Source organism: Streptomyces sp. NPDC050509 (genome assembly GCF_044457965.1).
In the GTDB taxonomy this organism is placed as follows: domain Bacteria; phylum Actinomycetota; class Actinomycetes; order Streptomycetales; family Streptomycetaceae; genus Streptomyces.
This window is the reverse complement of record NZ_JBITHL010000002.1, coordinates 622,740-645,013: the sequence shown is the minus strand read 5'-3', so window position 1 is coordinate 645,013 and position 22,274 is coordinate 622,740. Positions and strand designations below refer to the sequence as shown.

Annotated in this window: 18 protein-coding genes, 1 pseudogene and 1 CRISPR repeat array; of the genes and pseudogenes, 11 read left to right on the top strand and 8 right to left on the bottom strand. The window is 69.0% G+C overall.

Annotated elements, in window-relative coordinates; translation table 11 throughout:
- Positions 1–3 precede the first annotated feature (3 nt).
- The gene (locus ACIBJC_RS08190) at positions 4–990 is read left to right on the top strand and encodes a LacI family DNA-binding transcriptional regulator (RefSeq protein ID WP_399289451.1); all 987 of its coding nucleotides are present in this window, start codon (positions 4–6) and stop codon (positions 988–990) included.
- 42 nt (positions 991–1,032) lie between these two features.
- Here the strand turns inward: ACIBJC_RS08190 and ACIBJC_RS08185 are convergent, their stop codons facing one another.
- Positions 1,033–2,295 carry an MFS transporter gene (locus tag ACIBJC_RS08185; RefSeq protein WP_399289449.1) on the bottom strand — a complete coding sequence of 421 codons (1,263 nt, stop codon included), beginning with the start codon at positions 2,293–2,295 and terminating at the stop codon, positions 1,033–1,035.
- A gap of 143 nt (positions 2,296–2,438) precedes the next feature.
- On the opposite strand from ACIBJC_RS08185, the gene ACIBJC_RS08180 reads away from it, so the two are divergent.
- The 9 genes and pseudogenes from ACIBJC_RS08180 (at position 2,439) to ACIBJC_RS08140 (ending at position 13,015) form a co-directional block, all read left to right on the top strand.
- Positions 2,439–3,476, top strand: coding sequence for a Gfo/Idh/MocA family protein (locus tag ACIBJC_RS08180; RefSeq protein WP_399289447.1), 1,038 nt, complete (start codon positions 2,439–2,441; stop codon positions 3,474–3,476).
- A 25-nt stretch (positions 3,477–3,501) separates the two neighbouring features.
- Entirely contained in the window at positions 3,502–3,972 is a 471-nt protein-coding gene (locus tag ACIBJC_RS08175) for a heme-degrading domain-containing protein (RefSeq protein WP_399289445.1), read from the top strand.
- Positions 3,969–4,886, top strand: a complete 918-nt coding sequence (locus ACIBJC_RS08170; protein WP_399289443.1) for a TolB family protein — start codon at positions 3,969–3,971, stop codon at positions 4,884–4,886. The genes ACIBJC_RS08175 and ACIBJC_RS08170 overlap by 4 nt, the downstream gene beginning before the upstream one ends.
- A 17-nt stretch (positions 4,887–4,903) precedes the next feature.
- A complete protein-coding gene (locus ACIBJC_RS08165; RefSeq protein ID WP_399289441.1) occupies positions 4,904–5,806 on the top strand; it encodes a sugar phosphate isomerase/epimerase family protein in 903 nt (300 codons plus the stop codon).
- Positions 5,803–6,969, top strand: coding sequence for a Gfo/Idh/MocA family protein (locus tag ACIBJC_RS08160; RefSeq protein ID WP_399289439.1), 1,167 nt, complete (start codon positions 5,803–5,805; stop codon positions 6,967–6,969). Before ACIBJC_RS08165 ends, ACIBJC_RS08160 begins: the two co-directional genes overlap by 4 nt.
- 50 nt (positions 6,970–7,019) lie before the next feature.
- Entirely contained in the window at positions 7,020–7,982 is a 963-nt protein-coding gene (locus tag ACIBJC_RS08155) for a sugar phosphate isomerase/epimerase family protein (protein ID WP_399289841.1), read from the top strand.
- Positions 7,983–8,178: 196 nt separating this feature from the next.
- Positions 8,179–9,066 carry a DUF1080 domain-containing protein gene (locus ACIBJC_RS08150; RefSeq protein WP_399289437.1) on the top strand — a complete coding sequence of 296 codons (888 nt, stop codon included), beginning with the start codon at positions 8,179–8,181 and terminating at the stop codon, positions 9,064–9,066.
- Between the two features lie 356 nt (positions 9,067–9,422).
- A pseudogene (locus ACIBJC_RS08145) lies at positions 9,423–10,103 on the top strand (ISL3 family transposase); the annotation flags it as partial.
- A 469-nt stretch (positions 10,104–10,572) separates the two neighbouring features.
- Positions 10,573–10,845: direct repeats of the CRISPR family, unit length 29 nt; unit sequence CGGTTCACCCCCGCTCGCGCGGGAAGCAC.
- 760 nt (positions 10,846–11,605) lie between these two features.
- Complete coding sequence (locus tag ACIBJC_RS08140) at positions 11,606–13,015, top strand: MFS transporter (protein WP_399289435.1); 1,410 nt, start codon at positions 11,606–11,608, stop codon at positions 13,013–13,015.
- 90 nt (positions 13,016–13,105) lie between these two features.
- On the opposite strand, the gene ACIBJC_RS08135 is transcribed toward ACIBJC_RS08140, so the two are convergent.
- From ACIBJC_RS08135 to ACIBJC_RS08115, 5 genes are all read right to left on the bottom strand, one after another.
- Positions 13,106–15,043 (bottom strand): helix-turn-helix domain-containing protein, encoded by a 1,938-nt coding sequence (locus ACIBJC_RS08135; RefSeq protein WP_399289433.1) that lies wholly within the window; start codon positions 15,041–15,043, stop codon positions 13,106–13,108.
- Positions 15,044–15,180: 137 nt separating this feature from the next.
- The gene (locus tag ACIBJC_RS08130) at positions 15,181–16,074 is read right to left on the bottom strand and encodes a 3-hydroxybutyrate dehydrogenase (protein WP_399289431.1); all 894 of its coding nucleotides are present in this window, start codon (positions 16,072–16,074) and stop codon (positions 15,181–15,183) included.
- Between the two features lie 112 nt (positions 16,075–16,186).
- Positions 16,187–17,248 (bottom strand): threonine aldolase family protein, encoded by a 1,062-nt coding sequence (locus tag ACIBJC_RS08125; RefSeq protein WP_399289429.1) that lies wholly within the window; start codon positions 17,246–17,248, stop codon positions 16,187–16,189.
- 99 nt (positions 17,249–17,347) lie between these two features.
- Positions 17,348–17,893 (bottom strand): helix-turn-helix domain-containing protein, encoded by a 546-nt coding sequence (locus tag ACIBJC_RS08120; protein WP_399289427.1) that lies wholly within the window; start codon positions 17,891–17,893, stop codon positions 17,348–17,350.
- 318 nt (positions 17,894–18,211) lie between these two features.
- Complete coding sequence (locus ACIBJC_RS08115) at positions 18,212–19,255, bottom strand: NAD(P)-dependent alcohol dehydrogenase (protein WP_399289425.1); 1,044 nt, start codon at positions 19,253–19,255, stop codon at positions 18,212–18,214.
- Between the two features lie 117 nt (positions 19,256–19,372).
- On the opposite strand from ACIBJC_RS08115, the gene ACIBJC_RS08110 reads away from it, so the two are divergent.
- Positions 19,373–20,296, top strand: a complete 924-nt coding sequence (locus ACIBJC_RS08110) for a helix-turn-helix transcriptional regulator (RefSeq protein ID WP_399289423.1) — start codon at positions 19,373–19,375, stop codon at positions 20,294–20,296.
- 172 nt (positions 20,297–20,468) lie between these two features.
- Here the strand turns inward: ACIBJC_RS08110 and ACIBJC_RS08105 are convergent, their stop codons facing one another.
- On the bottom strand, positions 20,469–21,254 hold the full coding sequence (locus tag ACIBJC_RS08105; RefSeq protein WP_399289421.1) for an ABC transporter permease: 786 nt from the start codon (positions 21,252–21,254) through the stop codon (positions 20,469–20,471).
- Positions 21,251–22,252, bottom strand: a complete 1,002-nt coding sequence (locus tag ACIBJC_RS08100) for an ATP-binding cassette domain-containing protein (protein ID WP_399289419.1) — start codon at positions 22,250–22,252, stop codon at positions 21,251–21,253. The genes ACIBJC_RS08105 and ACIBJC_RS08100 overlap by 4 nt, the downstream gene beginning before the upstream one ends.
- Positions 22,253–22,274: the final 22 nt, after the last annotated feature.

Sequence of the window (22,274 nt, the reverse complement as noted above, 5' to 3'; positions counted from 1 at the left end):
ACGATGCGGGACATCGCCGACCACGTGGGGGTGTCTCGTCAGCTTGTCTCACTGGTGCTGAGGGGCGTGACCGGGCCAAGTGCTGAGTCGAGGGACCGGATCCTTGCCGCCGCCAGCGAGCTCGGGTATCGGCCGCACGCGTCCGCGCGCCTGCTGCGGCAGAACCGTACCCGTCTGATCGGGATGGTGTTCCAGATGCGCAATCCCTTCCAGGTGCGTTTCGTGGAGAGGCTGTTCGTCCGGGCAGCCGAGAAGGGGCTGGGGTTGGCGCTCGGCGCAGCGACGGTGGAGAGGCCTACCGATGTCGTCGTCGCCGAGTTGATGGAGGAACGCGTAGAAGCACTCGTCGTGTTCAACCCTGACCCGGGCTCCGCCGCGCTCGCCGAGGCGTGCGACCTCGTTCCCGTTGTCTGGTTGGGCGAATGGGTGCAGAAGCCTGAGGTCGACAACGTGCACGTGGACGAGGTTGAGGGGCTTCGTCTCGCGATCGAGCACCTGGTCGGTCTGGGGCACCGTGACATCGTCTACGTCGGCGGGCTGGGCGGGAGTGTGGGACGGGATCGTGCCGACGCGTATCGCGCGGCGATGATGACGTTCGGGTTGTCCGATCAGATCGAGGTTCTGCCCAGCGGGTTCTCGGAAGAGGATGGCGCTGCGGCTGCGAGGGAGATGGCCGCGCGCGCGGGGCGCCCGACGGCCGTGGTGTGCTGTGGGGATCAGTGTGCGGCGGGCGTGATGGCAGTCTTCGCGCAGTCGCGTGTCCAGGTCCCCGAGGACGTCTCCGTCATCGGATTCGACGACAGCTACCTTTCGTCGTTGTCGTACCACCGGTTGACGTCGGTGCGGCAGGACGTCGATGCCACGGTCGAGGCGACGTTGAGCTCAGTACTTGAGCGGATCGAAGGAGGCGACGGTCCCCGCCGTGTCATCGCCACAGCAACGACACTCGTGGTTCGTGACTCGACGGGGCCGGCGCGGACCGGGGCGTGACGAGTTCCCGCTGTCACGACCCGCTTCTGTTGGCACTGCGGCTCAACGCACCCCACGGACAGGGATGATGACGGCCGCGCCGACGGCGGCGACGATGCCTGCGCCCCAGAGCAATGCCGGGTAGTTGTCTCCGCCACCGATGCCGAGGAGGAGAGCGCCGAGCGCAGGCGCGAGGGACTGCGGTAGCGAGTTGGCGATGTTCATGACACCGAGGTCCTTGCCCGGCCTCTCCGGATCCGGCAGCACGTCGACCACGAGCGCGTTGTCAACAGCGATGTACACGCCAAACGCGAAGCCCATGATGCCCTCGGCGACATAGAAGGCCGCCACGCTGTCGGCGTAGACGAGCACGATGAGCCCGATGCCGAAAAGCAGCGTCGAACCACCGACGAAGATCTTGCGGCGGGCGAGCTTGTCGGACAACCAGCCGGACCCGGCCGCGCTCACCATCAGGGCGGCCGTGTAGAGGAGCACACCCGTCGCGACGACTGAGACCGCCCGTTTCTCGGCGAGACCGAGGTGGTCCTGCATGTAGAAGAGACGGAAGGTCGTGAACAGGAACGACGCGAGGACGATCATGAACCGTGACAACCACGCCAGCCCGAAGTCAGGGTGCTTCACCGGGTTGGTCCAGAACGTGCGGAAGACGGTCGTCACGGAGAAGGCTTCGATGGAGGCTTCCGGGACGCGGTCGGGGGTGACAAGCACGTAGACGATCACGCAGGCAACACCGACGACACCGGGCAGGATGAAGAGAAGGGGCAGGTTCGCAACGAGGAGCGCAGCCGCGTAGATGCCCGCCAGAATCGCGACGTTCTGCGCGAGACCGAGGACGCTGGACGCCCGTCCGCGCTGCAACTCGGGCACATTGTCGGCGAAGCTGGCCACGAGCGCGGCGTACGCCGCGTTGGACGCGAGTTGGCAGAGCAGCCACGACAGCGTCAGCGTCAGCACGTTCGTCGAAAAGGCCACCGCGGTGAGGCCGGCGAGCAGGAACACAATGCCGCCGAGCAGCCACGGCCGCCGTCGCCCCCACCGCGTCCGGGTCCGGTCGCTGAGTGCCCCGAACAGCGGGTTGCCGATGATCGCACCGAGCGAACCTATCGGCAGTGCCACCGCGATGACGGAGGCTGGGTCGGCGGGGCTCAGCTCTTGAGCCTTCAACTGCATACTGACGAATACGGGTGCGAGGATCGCCACGTAGATCCCGAACTGGGCGATTCCAATCGCAGCGATGTACCAGTTACTGACGGACCGGATGGGGCTCTGGGCCGTGACCGGGTGCGCGGCGGATTCCGTCGCCATCGACGCCTCCTTGAGTCGTGTGCGAAGCGCGCCCAGCAGAGCGGATCACCAAATTCCCGCGATTTAGCTCGTGCTAATCTGGCGCCAGGTCAACTTAGCTCGTGCTAACTGGTTTGCCTATAGCGACGTCGATGGAGACTGACATGCTTCCTTCCCGCCTGCCGGAACCCGACCTCTATCTGCCTGGCACCGGAGAGCCATCGCTTCGATGGGGCATCGTCGGGCCCGGCTGGATCGCAGGTGAGTTCGCGAAGGCCGTCCGCGCCCACACCGCTCAGCAGATCGTGGCGGTCGCCTCCCGCTCCCTCGACCGCGCGTCATCGTTCGCAGCCACCCACGGCATTGGCCTCGCTCTGGGCTCCACGGAGCAGCTCGTCAGCCATCCCGACGTCGACGTGGTGTACGTCGCGACCCCGCAGAGCGAGCATCTCTCCATCGGGTTGGCCGCACTCGCCGCCGGCAAGCATGTGCTGATCGAGAAGCCGCTCACCGTGAGCGCGGCAGAGGCAAAGACCCTGGCCGACGCGGCGCGCGGCGCCGGACTGCTGGTGATGGAAGGGATGTGGAGCCGCTACCTGCCGCAGACATCGGTCATCCGCAGGCTCCTCGCTGACGGCGTGCTCGGGGAAACCCGCGCCGTCCTCGCCGATCACGGGCAGGCGATCGCGGCGGATCCTCAGCACCGCCTCTACCGTCCCGAGCTGGGCGGCGGCGCGCTGCTGGATCTGGGCATCTATCCGGTGCAGTTCGCCTCCATGGTGCTCGGCGCCCCCACCCGGGTGACCGCCGTCGGAGGCATGACCGGAACAGGCGTGGACGCCTACTCGACCCTGGTGCTCGGTTACGAAGGCGACGCGCAGTCGACGCTCCACACCTCGGTCCTGGCCCGCACACCGATGACGGCCGTGATCGCCGGAACCGAGGCGACACTCAGCATCGACGGCAGCTTCTACACGCCGACCTCTTTCACCCTCTCCTCGGGCGGCGATCCCTCTGTCCCGGAGCTGACCTGGAGCGATCCGACCGGCCTCAGGCTCTTCGACGGGCTCTCGTGGGAGGCCACGGCACTGGCGCGCTTCGTCGGCGAGGGCCGCACCGAATCACCCGTACACACGCTCGAAGAGAACATATCGATCCTCGCCACCATCGACGAGGCGCGAGCACAGATCACTGCGTCCTGACCTTCGCGGCTCGAAGGAGAGTTCCATGACCGATCTCATCGCCACCCTGGAAAGCCACGAACAGGAGCTGGTCTTCGACTCGTTCGACCACGCGGACGCATGGCGGCTGGGCTCGCGCATCGCCACGATCGCCGAGCAGGCCGGCCACGCGGTCGGCATCGACATCCGGCGGCCCGGCCTGATCCTGTTCCGCGCGGCCCTGCCGGGCATCACGCCCGACCAGGAGACGTGGATCGCCCGGAAGGCCGCGGTCGTGCTGCGTATGGAGGCCAGCAGCGCGCTGGTGGACGCGCGGCTGTCCGCCGCGGGGGTCGACCCTGCCGCTGTCGGATGGCTGGGAGCGGATTACGCGGTCACGGGCGGCTCGTTCCCCATCCGTGTTCGGGACGTCGGCGTTGTCGCAGCCGCGACCGCCTCCGGCCTGTCCTCGCGGGAGGACCACGACCTCATCGTCGAAGGCATCCGCGCCCACCTGGCCGACGGAGGCAACGAGTGAGCGAGAAGGTTCCCCTGCGTCAACTGCGGAGCGGCCAGAGCTCCCGCATTCGCATCTGGGACCGTGCGAGCGGGGCCGTCCGCACCGTGTACAAGTCCCGCGACCGCCTCTACGAGGCGCCCAACTGGACGCCCGACGGGCGCCTGCTCGTCAACGGCGACGGGCTTCTGTGGACCCTCCCCACCGACGGGTCGGCAGCGCCCCGGGCGGTGCCGGCGGAGGGGCTGCCCGATGTCAACAACGATCACGTCCTGTCTCCCGACGGGGCCACGGTGTTCGCCTCGGCGAACGACTGGCACATCTGGGCGGTCCCCCTTTCCGGTGGCGCCGCCCGCAGGATCACCACCGACGACGGCGCGATGCACTTCCTGCACGGCGTCAGCCCCGATGGACGCCGCCTCGGTTACGTACGTCTGGAACCCGAGGGCGACAACTGGTGGGCTTCTGCCACCATCCACACCGTCGGCGTCGACGGGGGCGCCGACATCGCCGTCACCACCGATCCCGGGCCGGCGGACGGGTGCGAGTGGACGCCGGACGGCGCCTGGATCGTCTTCAACACCGAGCAATTCTCCGGCCGGCCCGGCCACGCCCAACTCGCCCGCGTCAGGCCGGACGGGACCGGGCCGGAGCAGCTCACCTTCGATGAGCGTGTGAACTGGTTCCCGCACATCGCCCCGACCGGTGACATCGCCGTCTACCTCAGCTACCCGCCCGGCACGACCGGCCACCCCGCCGACCTGCCCGTAGAGCTGCGTCTCGTGTCGGTCGACGCCTGGCAGGACCCCACGACGCTCGTCGCGGTCGAGGGCGGGCAGGGCACGATCAACGTGCCCAGCTGGTCCCCGGACGGGGCGGCGTTCGCGTTCGTCGACTACCCCTTCGACCAGCAGAACGACTCCGGCGGCCAGTGAACAGGAAAGAGACTCCGATGCCCCTCACGCACCGTACGGCGATCAATCCGCTGCCCTGGATCCTGGGCGATGGCGGATACCGGCTCGACCGCGCCGTCCTGGACGAAGCCATGACCGCGCTGTCCGCCATCGGCTACACGCACTTCACGATCGAGCTGCCCCCGGAGATGAGCCCCGCGGAGTACGGCACACTCCTGGCCGGGCATTCGCTCGCCGCGGCGCCCGGGTACTTCTGCGCCCCGTTCCACGAGCGTGATCGCCATCGCGAGGCCGTCGAGGCGATCAAACGTCACGCACAGGCGCACCTTCAACTCGGCGTCGACAGCGCCTTCATCGCCGCCGACCTGCTGCCCGAGCGCATGGCACGACCAGCCGTCGGCGCGGGACACGACGCGGACCGGACGCTGGTGGTGGCCGAAGGCCTCGCCGCCGCGGCAGAAGCGGCTGCCGTAGAGGGCGTGCGATACGGGCTGCACCCCCACGTCGGCACCGCTGTCGAAATCGAACAAGAAGTCCGTACGGTGCTGGATTCCACCACGGGCAGCGCGCTGCTGTTCGGCCCGGACACCGGCCACCTGTGCTGGGCCGGCGCCGTACCCGAGAAGCTCGTCGCGCACTACGCGGACCGCGTGCTGAATGTCCACCTCAAGGACGTCGACGCCGAGGCGGCCGACGCCGCACGGCAGCGCCGCGAGGACTACAGGACGGCGACCGGCGACTCGAAGGTGTGGACCGAGCCCGGACGCGGCGCGATCGACTTCGACGCCGTCCTGGCCGCGCTTCCTGCTGCCTTCGACGGCTGGTTCGTCATCGAGGTCGATGTGCCCAACATAGGCACCCCCGCGCAGAGCAGCGCCACGTCGCTGGCGTTCCTGCGACAGCACCCCTACTTCACGGCCACGGCAGGAGCCGCCGAGTGAGCGCTCGGCCAGGATCGCTCCGGGTGGCGATCGTCGGGACCGGCATGATCGCGGCAGCGCATCTGCGCGCGGCCCGGGACGCCGGTGCCGCGGTCGTCGGGGTCCTGGGCTCCCGCCCCGAGCGGTCCCTGGAAGCCGCGGAGCAGTGGGGCATCACGACCGGTTATCCGACTCTGCCCGAACTGCTGGAGGCACGGCCGGACGTCGTACACATCTGCACACCCAACGACACGCACATCGACTACGCGCACGCCGTGGTGAGGGCCGGGCTCCACATGGTCGTCGAGAAGCCGATCGCCACCAGCTTGACCGAAGCACGCGAGCTGGCGGCGACCGTCCATGCCGCCGGCACGGTCGCGACCGTGCCGTACGTGTACCGGTACCACCCGCTGGTGCGGGAGATCCGCAGCCGTCGGCAGTCGGGCGAGCTGGGCGAACCGCTGCTCATGCACGGTTCCTACTTGCAGGACTGGCTCGTGTCCCCCGACGCGTCGACCTGGAGGGTCGATCCCCGAACCGGTGGCGCGTCGCGCGCCTTCGCGGACATCGGATCGCACTGGGCGGATCTGGCCGAGTTCGTCTCCGGCGAGCGGTTCGCCGCCGTGACCGCCAGTACCTCCATCGCGTATCCCACGAGACCCGTTACCTCCGGCCCCTCCTTCAGCGGCGACGCGAACGGCGAACGCGCGCTCGTCGAGACCGAGGACATCGCGGTCGCGACGTTCCGCACCGAACGGGGCGTGCTCGCGAACACCGTCGTCTCGCAGGTCTCCGCCGGCCGCAAGAACCGGCTGTGGCTGGAGCTCGACGGCTCGCTCAAGTCGGCCGTGTTCGACCAGGAGCAACCCGAATCCGTCTGGTTCGGAAGCGAGCGGGGTGCCACCGTCGTCCGCCGCGGCGAAGGCGAGGTCGCGGACGACCAGGGACGACTCAACCATGTACCCCCCGGCCACCCGCAGGGATGGCCCGACGCGTTCGCGGCGTTCTGCGCGGACACCTACGCCGCCGTCCGGGGCGAAGAGCGCACCGGACTGCCCACGGTGGACGACGGGCTGCGATCCGTCGAGATCATCGACGCACTGCTGCACAGCGCCGCCACCGGCGACTGGACCGAGATCGCTGCCGCTGACGCAGCGCTCACCACGGAAACGGAGAAGTCGTGACAGAGCAGTCCCGCCATCCGGTCACCCTCTTCACCGGCCAGTGGGCCGACATGCCCTTCGAGGAACTGGCGCGCCGCGCCGCCGCGTGGGGCTACGACGGCCTGGAGATCGCAGCCAGCGGAGATCACCTCGATCTCGCCCGGGCCGACGAGGACGACACGTACGTGCAATCCCGGCTCGACATCCTCGACCGCTACGGGTTGAAGGTGTGGGCGATTTCGAACCACCTGGCCGGCCAGGCCGTGTGCGACGACCCGATCGACTTCCGCCATCAGGCGATCCTGCGCGACTACGTGTGGGGCGACGGTGACGCCGAGGGTGTGCGGCAGCGCGCTGCCGAGGACATGAAGCGGGCCGCCCGCGTGGCCCGCAAACTCGGTGTCGATGTCGTGGTCGGCTTCACGGGATCGTCGATCTGGCCGTACGTCGCCATGTTCCCGCCCGTGCCCGGCGAGGTCATCGAGCGCGGTTACGAGGACTTCGCGAACCGGTGGAACCCCATCCTCGACGTCTTCGACGCCGAGGGCGTGCGTTTTGCCCACGAAGTGCACCCCAGCGAGATCGCGTACGACTACTGGACGAGCGTGCGCACCCTGAAGGCGATCGACCGCCGCGATGCCTTCGGGTTCAACTGGGACCCCTCGCACATGGCGTGGCAGGGCATCGACGTGGTGTCGTTCATCACCGACTTCTCCGACCGCATCTACCACGTGGACTGCAAGGACACCCGCATCCGCGGGGCCAGCGGTCGCCAGGGCGTCCTCGGCTCGCATCTGGCGTGGGGAGACCCGCGTCGCGGTTGGGATTTCGTCTCGACCGGGCACGGCGACATCCCATGGGAGGACGCTTTCCGGGCGCTCGCGTCGATCGGCTACGACGGCCCCATCTCGATCGAGTGGGAAGACGCCGGCATGGACCGCCTGCACGGGGCGGCCGAGGCCGTGCGGTATATCCGCTCCCTGCTGTGGAAGCTACCTGCGGCATCCTTCGACGCCGCCTTCAACAACCAGTAGAAGGCGGGGCCTGCGCTACGAGTTGCGGCGGATCGCGGATCGCGGTGCTTTGAAGGAGGAGCACGGCAGCCGATGCGGTTGCTCACCAGCTGGTGGTCTCCGCTGACCTCGCGTCGACCACGCACCTGCCCGGCACCGCCCACCCCACCCGCTTTCACCTCAACGTCCCACACCATGCACCAGAGGAGCACATGCGATGAAATTGGAAAGCTTCGGCAACGACGGATTCGTCAGCCTCTTCGACGGAAACTCCTTGACCGGCTGGCACCCGGCGCCCCGCGTATACGGCACGGTCCACCCGGGAGGGCCCCACCTGCTCGACGTATTCGACGAGCGCGGCATCGCACGTCCGGTGGAGCCGGAGAAGCACCCTGCCGTCTGGCGCGCGGAAGACGGCTACATCGTGGGCGAACAGGAAAGGCCGGGATGCGGCTACGGCGGATACTTGGTGAGCGACGAAACCTTCGCGGACTTCGAACTCACGGTTGAAGCACGGCCCGACTGGCCCGCAGACACCGGCATCATGCTCCGTCGCAAGCGGGACAGCTGGGAGGGCTTCCAGGTCCTGCTCGACCACCGGGAGTCCGGCGGTATCGCGGGCTTCTTCGGTAACGGTCTGGCCAGCTTCTCCGCCGTTCCGTTCGCTGTGGTGTCACAGAAGGACGCAGACGGCACAATCATCGGGCTCGCCCCCGACGATCCGGCGACCTCCGTCGAGCCGGTCACCCAGGAGAAGATCGACCGACTGAGCTATGGGGCTGATGTGAACGAGTTCCTCGAAGTGTGGCGGTGGGACGACTGGAACGAAATAAGAATCCGCTGTGTGGGCGCTCTCCCCGTCATCACCACATGGGTGAATGGGCTGAAGATAGCAGAATTGAACACCGAGACGCTCGACTCCCCGGACTACGACCCATCCGCAGTACTGGAGTGTCTCGGCAACCGCGGACACATCGCCTTCGAAGTGCACGACAACGACGCGTTGTTCGGCGATGCCCGTTGGGGCAGGGGCGCACAGTGCCGCTGGCGCAACATCAGGATCAAGGATCTTGGAGAGACGCAGATACAGGCACACGTTTCCTGAGACAACCTCGATGCAGCCCGCACGGCCCTCAGCAGCGGCCCTCTCCGGGCCTACGAGACCGCCCCGCACATGCACTCCGAGGAGCACGTGCAGGGCCGTCCGTCGGCAAGTACGCGGAGCACCAACAGATTCCGGCACCCACAGGCTCCCGCGTGTGCGCGCTGTCATGGCCTCTTCCACAGCGCACCGGCACCTTCCACTCCGCCCTCAACCGCGCAGTGTGACCAGTGTGCCCATCTGGCGAGTATCCGGCTCTATCGGCGATCTTGTGATGTTTCCCGTCTGAACTGGGCATCTACCGGGTGTGCGATTCAGGGGATTTGGGGCGGTTGCTACCGCATTTGGCGGGTGTGGTCATGGAGTCCGTCAGGAGGGCGGCTGGGGTGGTCACGTTTCGTACGTCGTGCCGAACGCTCCCGGCGAGATGTACGGCGTGCGCGATGCCGTCGTGGCGGGTGCATGGCCGGTACATACGGCGACTCGCCGACGCTCCCCTTGGCGGCGTCCCGGTCGTGATCGAATTGATGGTGCGGCGCTTCAAGTGCCTCAACTCCCGGTGCACGGCAGCGACGTTCGCCGAGCAGATCCCCGGGCTGACCAGCCCGCATGCCCGGTACACCCCACTGCTGCGCGCGGTGCTCAGCTCGATCGCGCTGACGCTGGCGGGCCGCCCCGGGGCACGGCTCGCAAGCGCGTTGAGCGTCCGTGTCGCCAAAGACACCCTCCTGAAGCTCCTGCGCACGGTCCCCGAGCCGCCTCCGCCCCAGGTCAGAGTGCTGGGGGTGGACGATTTCGCACTGCGCAAGGGCAATTCGTACGCCACCATCCTGATCGACCTGGAGGCCCGTCGGCCGCTCGATGTGCTGCCCGGGCGGGACGCCGCGCCGCTGGCCGCCTGGCTGCGCGGGCATCCCGGGGTGGAGATCATCTGCCGGGACCGGGCCGGCGCCTACGCGGAGGGCGCCCGCGTCGGTGCCCCACAGGCGATGCAGGTCGCGGACGGGTGGCATCTGTGGCGGAACCTCGCCGAGGCTCTGGAGAAGACGGTCGGCGCCCACCACGGCTGCATCCGGGCCGCGTTCGCCACGCCAGTGGGCACCACGGAGGCGGCCGCGGGGGACCTGGTCGCGACGGAGTCGCCTGCCGTTGAAGCAGTACGGTTTGTACCGCCGGACGGAACGCTCGATTTTACGGGGCGTCCCCGGCGTCTGGTCGCCCGCACCACACAGCGGTACGAGGCAGTGCAGCAACGGCTGGCCGAGGGAAAATCGCTGCGCGCCATCGGCAGGGAACTACGGCTTGACCTTTCCACCGTGCGCCGCTTCGCCCGCGCCCGCAACCTCGACGAACTGCTGGTCAAGGCCACCAACCGAGCTACTCTCCTGGATGACTACAAGCCCTACCTGCACCAACGGTGGATCGACGGCTGCCACGACATTCCCCAGCTCCATCGCGAAGTGCGCGAGCGAGGGTTCACCGGAGACGTGCAGTGCGTCCGCCGCTACTTGGTTCACCCCCGCTCGCGCGGGAAGCACGCGGGGAGCCAGAAGTCCCACTTCGCCACCGGCGGTTCACCCCCGCTCGCGCGGGAAGCACAAAGGGACGCTGACCGGCAGCACGGTCGTCAACGGTTCACCCCCGCTCGCGCGGGAAGCACGCCTGGAGTGCGGCGAGGATCTGGTCGAGCTTCGGTTCACCCCCGCTCGCGCGGGAAGCACGCGCTCGACTCGCTCCGCATCGAGGCGTCCGCCGGTTCACCCCCGCTCGCGCGGGAAGCACTCTTCCTCCTGCGGCTTCAGAGGCGCTTTGCCATTCCTTGGCCATCATCTCTCAACATCACCACTCATGATGCCAGACCTCCCTGCTGAAGTACCGGCTGAAGCCACGGGGCCATCAGCACACCGAAAGCTCGGAGGTCCGTAGAGCCCACAACCCAGCCACTTCGCACCAGAGCCACTCGGCGATCTTGGGCCCCTTACACGGAAACCGCTCTGCAAGCAGAGCTGTCCGCGCCCCCTGGATCCTTGTCCAAGCCCAGAGTGCGGACCACGCACGGACCAAGCAGCCATCATCCAGATCCAATTTGAGCAATTAAGCAGGTCAACCTGCACACCAGCCCTGTACCACCCGCAGACGAAAAATCTGCTGGGACGAACGCGTACCACGCGCCGGCGCAACGCCTCGTCCGTGCCGCAGAGCCGAGTGGCAGAGCCGGGTCGGCCTCGCGGTCAGGTCGCCACCACGCAACGGCCCTGAGCCGATCAGCCCCAAGATGTCCTACTTCAACGGAGCGTAGTCAGCACCAAGTCAGCACGGGAGTCAGCACCGTACCGCCAAAACGTCTCGAACTGCGCGTTCCGGACAGCACTCGTTTCGACCGCCTTCGAGCCCCTGAACCGCCCTTCCGTGAGCCGACATGGTGGCTGCCCGCATAGCTAGCCCTCGAACTACGTTGCCCCACCACATGTGCGCCTGACCTGCGTGTTTCTACCGTGTGCCGACACGTACCCCTCCCACCTCACACGAGGAAGTGGCGCACATGACCTCCGCAGCACCTGCTCCCCCGACACCTGCCAGTCTGAAGCGCATCGTCGCCGCCAGCCTCATCGGCACCACCATCGAGTGGTACGACTTCTTCCTTTACGGATCCGCAGCTGCTCTGGTGTTCAACAAGCTGTTCTTCCCCGACTCCGATCCGCTCGTCGGAACGCTGCTGTCCTTTCTCACCTATGCCGTGGGTTTCGCCGCGCGGCCGCTCGGGGCGTTGGTGTTCGGCCACTACGGGGACCGGATCGGGCGTAAGAAGCTGCTGGTTCTCAGCCTGTTGATGATGGGCGGGGCGACGTTCGCCATCGGGCTGATGCCCACGCACGCCACCATCGGTACGGCCGCTCCCGTGCTGTTGACCGTGCTGCGGCTGGTCCAGGGGTTCGCACTCGGTGGTGAGTGGGGCGGGGCCGTGCTGCTGGTGTCGGAGCACGGGGACGCCGAGCGGCGTGGATTCTGGGCCTCATGGCCGCAGACCGGGGCGCCCGCCGGGCAGTTGCTCGCCACCGGGGTGCTCTCGGCGCTGACCGCGCTGCTCTCGGACGACCAGTTCGTGGCGTGGGGGTGGCGCATACCGTTCCTGCTCTCCGGCGTTCTGGTGATCGTCGGCCTGTGGATCCGGCTCTCCGTCGATGAATCCCCGGTCTTCAAGGCCGCGCTGGCCCAGGCCGCGGAGCGTAAGGCCGCAGCCGGTACAGCGGGGACCGAGGCCGAGAAGATGCCGCTGGTCGCCGTTCTGCGGCACCACTGGCGGGACGTACTGGTGGCGATAGGCGCGCGCATGGCGGAGAACATCAGCTACTACGTGATCACCGCGTTCATCCTCGTGTACGCGACGAACTCGGCGGGGCTGAGCAAACAGACCGCGCTCAACGCCGTACTCATCGCCTCCGCCGTGCACTTCGCGGTCATCCCCGCGTGGGGCGCGCTGTCGGACCGTATCGGCCGCAGGCCTGTGTATCTGATCGGCGCGGTCGGGGTCGGGGGCTGGATGTTCCCGTTCTTCGCCCTGATCGACAGCGCGAGCTTCGGCAATCTGATCCTTGCCGTCACGGTCGGACTGGTGCTCCACGGTGCGATGTACGCGCCGCAGGCGGCCTTCTTCTCGGAGATGTTCGCGACCCGGATGCGCTACTCGGGTGCGTCGATCGGCGCGCAGTTCTCCTCGGTCGCGGCAGGCGCACCGGCGCCGCTGATCGCGACGGCGCTGCTCGCCGACTACGACAGCTCGACGCCGATCGCCTTGTACGTCATGGGCGCCGCGCTGATCACTGTCGTGGCCCTCGCGTGTGCCCGGGAGACCCGGCACCGCGATCTGACGGATGTCGACGCGGATCCCGCGCGGTCGGGGGCGCCCGCGCCACGACAGGCCGACGCCGGCTCCCGTACCCCCAGCGTCTGAAGTGTCCGACGGACGGGGGCGGTGGACGGGGGACGGTGAAGTGCGCCTGAAGCGTCCCCCGCTCGCCGTTCGCCGGTCGTTGTTCGTTGTTCAGCGGACGACGGCTTCGGACATGGCGTGCAGCCGCAGGGCCAGTTGAATCTCCAGGGCTCGCGCCGGCGACTGCCAGTCCGCGCCGAGCAGCCATGCGACGCGTTCCAGGCGCTGGGCGACCGTGTTGACGTGAACGTGCAGTTCGTCCTTCGTACGGGCCGGGCTCATCCCTGACGCGAAGTAGGCCCTCATGGTGCGGACCAGATCGGTGCCGCGGCGCAGGTCGTAGGCGATGACCTCACCGATGGTGCGGTGCACGAAACCCTCGATGTCCCGGGCGTCGGCGAGCAGCAGCCCGAGGAACCCGAGGTCCTGGGCGGCGGCGCCGTCGCCCGAGCGGCCGAGCAGCCGGAGCGCGTCGAGGCAGCGCCGGGCCTCCGCGTACGCCTCGGCCACCACGCCCGGACGCGCGGCGGGTGACTCCACAGCCGCGGAGGCGCCTACGGTGACGGGCTCGCGCAGGGCCTCGCCGAGCTGCTTGGCCGTACGGCGGGCGAGGTCGGCGGCGGTGTCGTCGGGGCCGAGCGGCAGCAGCAGGACGGTGCCTCCGTCGCGTGTGGCGGCCAGTCCCTGTCCGGTGGCGGCGAGATGGGACGCGGCGGACCACAGGCGGCGCCGGTCGGCCGCCTCCCGTTCGGTGGCTCCGGGCGTGCCGGGGGCTGGGCCGTCGATCCGGGCGGCCAGCACCACATGCGGCGCGTCGAGATCCGCGTGGAGCCGGACGGCCCGTTCGCGCAGCAGGCGGGGGTCGCGGTCGGGGGCGTCGAGGAGGTCGTCCAGCAACTCGCCCCGTACCCGCTGCTCGGCCTCTCCGGCGGAGCGGCGGGCCAGCAACAGCAGAGAGGTGACCATGGCGGCCCGCTCGAGGGTGCGCTGGTCGACGGAGTCCAGACCGGGATGGCCACGCAGGACGAGCGCGCCGAGCAGTTCACCGCCGGCCCAGACCGCGGCTCCCCAGACCTCGCCGTGGCGTGTGGCACGGCCTTCGGTGCCGGTCAGGTCCAGCGCGGTCACGGAAGGGGAGTCGGGCCCGGCGAACTCCACCGTGCCGTCCAGCACTTCGGAGAGCGCGCTCGTCACGTCATGGACACCGCCTCCGCCCAGGACCAGTTCGGTCAGCCGGTCGTGCACGTCCGAGGCGCGCTCGATGGCCGCGCTGTGTTCCTTGATGATCTCGTTGGCCTTCTCCAGTTCCGCGAGCGCCGAGCGGGTCTCCCCGAGCAGGTTCGCAGTGTCGATGGCGACCGCCGCGTGGGCGGCGAACGAAGCCAGCAGTGAGATCTGTTCCCGCTCGAAGACCCGGGCGTGGCGGTCCGCGGCGAAGAGCACGCCGATGACCTGGCTGCCGAGCATCAGTGGCACGCCGAGGATGGCGACCAGCCCTTCGTCGCGTACGCCGGAGTCGATGGCCCTGGTGTGCTGGAAACGCGGGTCGTCGAAGTAGCTGTCGGTGACGTACGGCCGCGCGGTCTGGGCGACGAGCCCGCCGAGCCCCTCCCCCATACCGAGCCGCAACTGCTGGAAGCGCGCCGCCACCGACCCCTCGGTGACTCTCATGTAGGTGTCACCCGCGGCCGGGTCGTTCAGACACAGATAGGCGACCTCGGTGCCGAGCAGGGAGCGTGCGCGCTGCACGATCGCCCGGAGCACCGCGTCGAGATCACGCAGCCCCGCGAGGTCGTGCGCGGTCTCGAAGAGCGCCGACAGCTCGGCCTCCCGGCGCCGTCGTTCCGCCAGCTCGGCCCGCACTCTCAGGGCGAGCCGCTTGGCGTGCTCCAGTGCGGCCAGCGCCTCCGGTCCTCTGCCGTCCGCGCGGGCCAGCAGGGCGGGCCGGTCGAATGCCTCCGCCGCCGCGCCGCGCGCGAGGAGCTCCAGGTAAGAGAGCTGATCGTGGTGGGCGACGTGGGCGTGGGAGTTGGGCTGCGGCTGGGACATGGACACAGCATTACCCACCGTTCGTTCGGTCGCGCCGGCCTGTGGACAACGGACGCGACGTGGACAACTTGGCTCCGGCAACGCCGCGAGCGTGCGCGCCAGGCGTCGCGGGCCCGGAGGGGTCCCGCCGACAGGACCTAATGCGCGGTCCAGCCCCCGTCGAGCGTGAGCGACGTGCCCGTGATGAAGGACGCCTGTGGGGTGCAGAGATAGGCGACCGCCTCGGCGACCTCCTCCGGTTCGAGAAGACGCTTCAGGGCGGAGTCCTGGAGCAGGACGTCCGCGACGACTCTTTCCTCCGGGATCCGGTGTGTCTGTGCCTGGTCCGCGATCTGCTTCTCGACCAGTGGCGTACGCACATAGCCGGGGTTGACGCAGTTGGAGGTGACCCCGTGCGAGGCGCCTTCGAGGGCCGCGGTCTTGGAGAGTCCTTCGAGGCCGTGTTTGGCGGCCACATACGCCGACTTGTAGGGAGAGGCACGCAACCCATGTACGGAGGAGATATTGACGATCCGGCCCCATCCCTCGGCGTACATGTGGGGAAGCGCTCCCCGGATCAGCCGGAAGGGCGCCTCCAGCATGACGGTGAGGACGGTGTGGAACACCTCGGGCGGGAAGTCCTCGATGGGGCGGACCAGTTGCAGCCCGGCGCTGTTGACCAGGATGTCCGCGCCCTCGGCCGCCTTCCCCACCGCGTCGAGGTCGGTCAGGTCGAGGACCCGCGCTTCGAAGGCCCCCGCCGCCCCGGCGGCCTCGGCTTCCCCGGCCAGGGATGCCAGTCCTTCGCCGTTCCGGTCCACCGCTCTGACCCTGGCCCCGGCCGCGGCGAGCCGCAGCGCGCAGGCGCGGCCGATGCCGCTCGCGGCGCCGGTGACCAGCGCGGTGCGGCCCGCGAGATCGAGCGCGAGGGAGGCGAGTCCGCGGGGAGCGGCGGCGATGTCGGCGGTGGCGGGGCCACGGGCGGCCGGGCTGTCCGCGGTACGGGAGCCCGGCGTACGCGGGGCAGGACCTGGTGTGGTGGGCGCGGTCATGTTCCGCACTCTAAGCAGCGCTTGAAGCCCCACCGATATGGTCAGCGCCCACACTTCACCAATGGGTGATGGGGTCGAACCATGTGGGTCAGGACGTTTCCCCGGCCGTCGGTCAGCGGGTGTGGCGCCGGACCGCTTCGAGGAGCTGGTCGATGTCGTCGGCGCTGTGGGAGAAGGCGGTGACGAACCGGACGATGCCCGGTTCCCAGCGGTCGTGGTAGAAGGCGTAGCCCTCGGCGAGGAGTCCTTCGGTGACGTGCCCGGGCAGGCGGCAGAAGAGGATGTTGGCCTGCGGCGTGGCCAGCAGGCCGGTGCCGGGGATGGCCTTGAGGCCGTCGCCGAGCCGGGTGGCCATCGCGTTGGCCCGGCGGGCGTTGCGCAGCCACAGGCCGTCGGTGAGGTACGCGTCGATCTGGGCCGCGTGGAAGCGCATCTTGGAGGCGAGCTGACCGGCGCGCTTGGCGCGGAAGGCGAGCTCGGTGGCGAGTGCGGGGTCGAAGGAGACGATGACGTCGGCGGTCATCGCCCCGTTCTTGGTGGCGCCGAAGGACAGGATGTCGACGCCGGCCTTCCAGGTCATCTCCGCCGGGGTGGCGCCGAGATGGTCCAGGGCGTTGGCGAAGCGCGCGCCGTCCATGTGGACGCGCAGTCCCGCGTCCTCGGCGATGGCGGACAGACGGCGGATCTCCTCCAGGGTGTAGACGCTGCCGCTCTCGGTGACCTGGCTGATGCTCACCGTGGACGGTTGCACGCTGTGGACGTCACCGGCCCGGCGGCGCACCACCGCCCGCAGCGCTTCGGCGTCGATCTTGCTGTCGGGGCCGGGGACGGCGACGAGCTTGGCGCCGTTGGTGAAGAACTCCGGAGCGCCGCATTCGTCGTGGTTGATGTGGCTGTCGGGGTGGGAGAGCACACTGCCCCACGGCGGGGTGAGGGCGGCCAGGCTCAGGCCGTTGGCGGCGGATCCGGTGGAGACCGGGAAGACGTCGACGTCCCGCTCGAAGATCTCACCGAGCCTGCGGCGGGCGCTCTCGGTGAAGGGGTCGTTGCCGTACGGCAGGACCTGCCCGGTGGCCGCGTCCGCGACGGCCTGGGCTATCTGCGGAGACGCCCCGGCCATGTTGTCGCTGATGAAGGCACGGCTGGAGGGGGTGATGGCGATGGTGGCGCCCATGGAGGGTCTTCCTTGGTCTCAGGTGCTGGGTGTGCTGGGTGCTGGGTGCTGGGTGCTGGGTGTGCTGGGTCTCAGGTGCTGGGTCTCAGGTGCTGGATCTCAGGTGCTGATGGGCGAGGCGAAGACGACGGTGATGTCCACTTCCTCGGCGCCGGTGCGGTAGAAGTGCGGGGCGTCCCCGGCGAAGGCGAGCATGTCTCCGGGGCCCAGATACCGCGGGGCGTCGACCGGGCCGGCGGTGACGTGCCCGGTGGCGATGAGCAGGTGCTCGATCGTGCCGGTGGCGTGCGGGACGCCGGGCAGTTCCGTCTCGGGCGGGATGCGCAGCCGCCAGATCTCCAGGCTGTTGCCGCTGCTGATGCGGCGCAGCAGTTCCCGGGAGACCTCGCCGGGCTCGATGTCCGTGCCCGGCCGGAAGACCGGTCCGGTGTCGGCGTCACGCGCCAGCAGGTCGGCGATCGGGATGCGCAGGGCGATCGCGATCGCGTCCAGGGTGTCGATCGTCGGATTGCCGTTGCCGGCCTCCAGTTGGGACAGCGTGGCTTTGCTCAGCCCGGCGCGCCGGGCCATCTCCGCGGCGCTCATGCCGCGCTGCTGGCGGCGCAGGCGGATCTTCGCACCGACCGCGGCCGCGGTGCTGCTCACCGGTCGGCGGCCGGAGGGTGGGGGCCTCATCGGCGGCCCCTGTGCGGTGCGGTTCGGGACAAGCGGATGCGGTCCTTCTCGACCTTCTCCGCGCCCTCCCTGATTGAATGAACCATACGTTCACTATACCGAACCATCGATGTAGTGAACCTCGCGTTCGTTTTAGCGAACGCCCCGAAGGCGGCCGGGGCCGAGGAGAGCGCGGCCCGGCGGCAGCCGGTCCAGGGAAAACCCTCCCCGGGCTCCGGTGGATACGGGGGATCCCGACGGAGCCCGGGGAGGGCGTGGTGGGTTACGTGCTCGGCAGAGCCGCGCGGCTCAGATCGTCGCCGTGTCGATCACGAAGCGGTAGCGCACGTCCGAGGCGAGCACACGCTCGTAGGCCTCGTTGATCCGGTTCGCCTCGATCAGCTCGATCTCGGCACCGAGGTTGTGCTCGGCGCAGAAGTCGAGCATGTCCTGGGTCTCGGCGATGCCGCCGATCATCGAACCGGCGAGGGTCTTGTTGCCGCCGATCAAGGAGAACAGGTTGAGGGCGACGGGCTCCTCGGGGGCGCCGACGTTCACCAGGGCGCCGCCCGTCTTCAGCAGGCTCAGGTACGCGCCGAAGTCCAGGGGCGCCGACACCGTGGAGAGGATGATGTCGAAGGTGCCGGCCAGGTTCTCGAAGGTGGCCGCGTCGCTGGTGGCGTAGTAGTGGTCGGCGCCCAGCTTCAGGCCGTCGTCCTTCTTGCGCAGCGACTGGGAGAGGACCGTGACCTCGGCACCGAGGGCGTGCGCGATCTTGACGGCCATGTGGCCGAGACCGCCCAGGCCGACCACGGCGACCTTCTTGCCGGGGGCCGCGCCCCAGTGCTTGAGCGGCGCGTACGTGGTGATGCCGGCGCAGAGCAGCGGCGCGGCCACGTCCAGCGAGAGGCCGTCCGGGATGCGGACGGTGAAGTTCTCGTCGACGACGACCTTCTGCGAGTAGCCGCCGTAGGTGGGCTCGCCGTCGCGGCCGACGGCGTTGTACGTGCCGACGTTCCCGCGCACGCAGTGCTGCTCCTGTCCGGCCTCGCAGTTCTCGCACTCGCGACAGGAGTCGACCATGCAGCCGACACCGACCCGGTCGCCGGCCTTGAACTTCGTCACGCCGGAGCCGACCTCGGCGACGACGCCGGCGATCTCGTGACCGGGCACCATCGGGAAGATGGCCTCACCCCAGCCCTCGCGGGCCTGGTGGATGTCGGAGTGGCAGATGCCGGCGAACTTGATGTCGATCAGAACGTCGAACTCGCCGACCGGACGGCGCTCGATGGTGGTGCGCTCCAGCGGGGCCTTGGCGCTGGGGGCGGCGTATGCGGCAACAGTCGTGGTCATGTCTCCAGCGTGCCTCCTCACACCGTGATCACCCAGGTCACCGCTTTGCGTACGTCCAGTGGTCCTACTACTGACGGGGTCAGGCTTCTGGTCGTACGACCGGGAATACTGGGAGGCATGGATGACACCCCCGCCACGGAAAACGGACAGGCGGCCTTCCCCGAGGGCCTCGACGGCCGGGCCGAGCTCAGCGAATTCCTGCGCACCCGGCGGGCCCGGCTCAAGCCGGAGGACGTGGGTATCCCCTCGCACGGGCGGCACAGGCGGGTGCCGGGGCTGCGTCGCGAGGAGCTGGCACAACTGGCCGGGGTCTCGGTGGCGTACTACACACGTCTGGAGCAGGGCAACGGGCGCAATGTGTCGGCTGAGGTGCTCGACTCGATCGCGCGCGCCCTGCGCCTGAGCGACGCCGAGCACGCGCACCTCACCCACCTCGCCAAGCCGAAGCAGGAGCGCAGGAAGTACCGGGTGCACAAGCGGCAGCAGGTGCGGGTGGCGCTGCGGCACATGCTGGACTCGATGGAGAGCATGCCCGCGTACATCGGCGGGGCACGCTCGGAAATCCTCGCCTGGAACCGCATGGCGGCGGCGCTGTTCGGCGACTGGGGCAAGCTGCCGTCCGCGGAGCGCAACTGGGCGCGGCTGACCTTCCTCTCCCCCGCCTACCGCGAGCTGTTCCTGGACTGGGACTCCAAGGCGTCCGACATGGTCAGCTATCTGCGGCTGTACGCGGGCCAGCACCCGCAGGATCCGGACCTGTCGGCGCTGGTGGGTGAGCTCTCCGTAAAGAGCGACGAGTTCAGGCGGCTGTGGGCCACGCACGACGTGAAGGAGAAGGGCCACGGCGTGAAGCGGATGCGGCATCCGCTGGTCGGCGACCTCACCCTCGCGTACGAGACCATGCGCCTCCCGGACGACCCCGAACAGTTCCTGTCCGTTTACCACGCGGAGCCGGGCTCCGCGTCGGCGGAGGCTCTGCGCCTCCTCGCGAGCTGGGGCACGGACACGGTCCCGGCGGACAGCCGGACACCGCTCCTCTGAACCACTCGCGGGCTCCGGCACCGGGGAACAGCGCGGACCGCGGGGAACGCCGACGGGGCGGCGTACGCCAACGCGGTGTCGGCGTACGCCGCCCCGGGGCGGGACGATCTGCGGGCGCGGCCCTCAACCTGCGGGCCAGCCCTTCTCCCTCTACTTCCCGGCCCTTCTCCCGCTACTTCGGGTCACGGTTGAACAGTGAGGTGGACCAGAAGTAGCCGAGTGCGGCCAGGGCGAGGCACCAGGCGACGGCCAGCCAGCCGTTGTGGCCGATCTCGGTGCCGAGGAGCAGGCCGCGCAGGGTTTCGATGGCGGGGGTGAACGGCTGGTATTCGGCGATCGGCCGGAACCAGCCCGGCATCGCGTCGATCGGGACGAAGGCGCTGGAGAGAAGCGGCAGGACCATCAGCGGCATGGCGTTGTTGCTGGCCGCCTCGACGGTCGGGCTGGACAGGCCCATCCCGACCGCGATCCAGGTGAGCGCCAGGGAGACGAGGGCCAGGAGCCCCACCGCGAGGATCCACTCCAGGGCGGTGGCATCCGCGGACCGGAACCCGATGGCCACCGCGACGGCGCCGACGAGGACCACGCTCATCACGCACTGCAGCACGCTGCCGATGACGTGCCCGATGAGCACCGACCCGCGGTGGATCGCCATCGTACGGAAGCGGGCGATGATCCCCTCGGTCATGTCCATGGCGACGGACACCGCGCTGCCGATCGTGGTGCCGCCGATGGTCAGCAGCAGGATGCCCGGGACGAGATAGGCGATGTACGCGGAGCGATCGCCGCCACCGATTCCGGCGCTCATCACGTCGCCGAAGATGTAGACGAAGAGCAGCAGCAGCATGACCGGGGTGAGCAGGAGGTTGAGGGTGAGGGACGGGTAGCGCCGTACGTGCAGCAGGTTGCGGCGGAGCATGGTGTTGGCGTCGCGTACGGCGAGGGAGAGGGCGCTCATCGGACGGTCTCCTTGGACTGGTCGGGGATGTGGGTGGAGCCGGTCAGGGCGAAGAACACGTCGTCGAGGTCGGGGGTGTGCACGGTCAGCTCGTCCGCCTCGACACCGGCCGAGTCCAGCCGGTCCAGAACGGAGCGCAGATCACGCTGGCTGCCGTCGCTGGGAATCTGCAACGCCAGCGCCTCGTCGTCGCGTTGGACCTCGGTCAGGGCGAGGGCGGCGGACCGGTACGCGACCGGGTCGGTGAACCGCAGCCGCACATGCCCGCCGGGGATGAGGCGCTTCAGCTCGTCGGCGCTCCCCTCGGCGGCGATCTTCCCGTTGTTCAGCACCGCGATACGGTCGGCGAGTTCGTCGGCCTCCTCCAGATACTGGGTCGTGAGGAAGACGGTGACGCCACCGGATACCAGCTCGCGGATGATCCCCCACATGGTGTGACGGCTGCGCGGATCGAGACCCGTGGTCGGCTCGTCGAGAAAGATGATCCGCGGACCGCCCACGAGGGTCATGGCGATGTCGAGGCGGCGCTTCATGCCACCGGAGTAGCCGGCGGCTGGCTTCTTGGCGGCATCGACCAGGTCGAAGCGCTCCAGCAGTTCGGCGGTGACCCGCCGCCCCTCACGCCGGGACAGGTGGTGCAGGTCCGCCATGAGGAGCATGTTCTCCTCACCGGTGATCAGCCCGTCGACGGCCGAGAACTGCCCGGTGACACCGATCGCGGCCCGCACCCCGTCCGGTGACGTGGCGACGTCGTGGCCCGCGACCTGGGCCTGCCCGCCGTCGGCGGTGATGAGCGTGGAGAGGATCTTGACGGCGGTGGTCTTGCCGGCGCCGTTCGGGCCGAGCAACGCGAATACAGTCCCCGCCGGGATACGCAGATCGATCCCGTCCAGGACGGTCTTGCCCCCGTACGACTTGCGCAGACCTACCGTGGAGACGGCGATCGGCGACGAGTGACCGTCACCTTGCTTTGATGTGGGCATGACAGAAGAAGGCATGGTGCCCTCCGTTCGAAGGCTG

Coding starts and splice junctions, on each gene's coding strand:
- ACIBJC_RS08150 (WP_399289437.1), top strand. CDS start 8,179: ATGAAATTGGAAAGCTTCGGCAACGACGGATTCGTCAGCCTCTTCGAC.
- ACIBJC_RS08165 (WP_399289441.1), top strand. CDS start 4,904: ATGCCCCTCACGCACCGTACGGCGATCAATCCGCTGCCCTGGATCCTG.
- ACIBJC_RS08175 (WP_399289445.1), top strand. CDS start 3,502: ATGACCGATCTCATCGCCACCCTGGAAAGCCACGAACAGGAGCTGGTC.
- ACIBJC_RS08190 (WP_399289451.1), top strand. CDS start 4: ATGCGGGACATCGCCGACCACGTGGGGGTGTCTCGTCAGCTTGTCTCA.
- ACIBJC_RS08130 (WP_399289431.1), bottom strand. CDS start 16,074: ATGACCGCGCCCACCACACCAGGTCCTGCCCCGCGTACGCCGGGCTCC.
- ACIBJC_RS08125 (WP_399289429.1), bottom strand. CDS start 17,248: ATGGGCGCCACCATCGCCATCACCCCCTCCAGCCGTGCCTTCATCAGC.
- ACIBJC_RS08140 (WP_399289435.1), top strand. CDS start 11,606: ATGACCTCCGCAGCACCTGCTCCCCCGACACCTGCCAGTCTGAAGCGC.
- ACIBJC_RS08155 (WP_399289841.1), top strand. CDS start 7,020: ATGCCCTTCGAGGAACTGGCGCGCCGCGCCGCCGCGTGGGGCTACGAC.
- ACIBJC_RS08100 (WP_399289419.1), bottom strand. CDS start 22,252: ATGCCTTCTTCTGTCATGCCCACATCAAAGCAAGGTGACGGTCACTCG.
- ACIBJC_RS08180 (WP_399289447.1), top strand. CDS start 2,439: ATGCTTCCTTCCCGCCTGCCGGAACCCGACCTCTATCTGCCTGGCACC.
- ACIBJC_RS08135 (WP_399289433.1), bottom strand. CDS start 15,043: ATGTCCCAGCCGCAGCCCAACTCCCACGCCCACGTCGCCCACCACGAT.
- ACIBJC_RS08105 (WP_399289421.1), bottom strand. CDS start 21,254: ATGAGCGCCCTCTCCCTCGCCGTACGCGACGCCAACACCATGCTCCGC.
- ACIBJC_RS08110 (WP_399289423.1), top strand. CDS start 19,373: ATGGATGACACCCCCGCCACGGAAAACGGACAGGCGGCCTTCCCCGAG.
- ACIBJC_RS08115 (WP_399289425.1), bottom strand. CDS start 19,255: ATGACCACGACTGTTGCCGCATACGCCGCCCCCAGCGCCAAGGCCCCG.
- ACIBJC_RS08185 (WP_399289449.1), bottom strand. CDS start 2,295: ATGGCGACGGAATCCGCCGCGCACCCGGTCACGGCCCAGAGCCCCATC.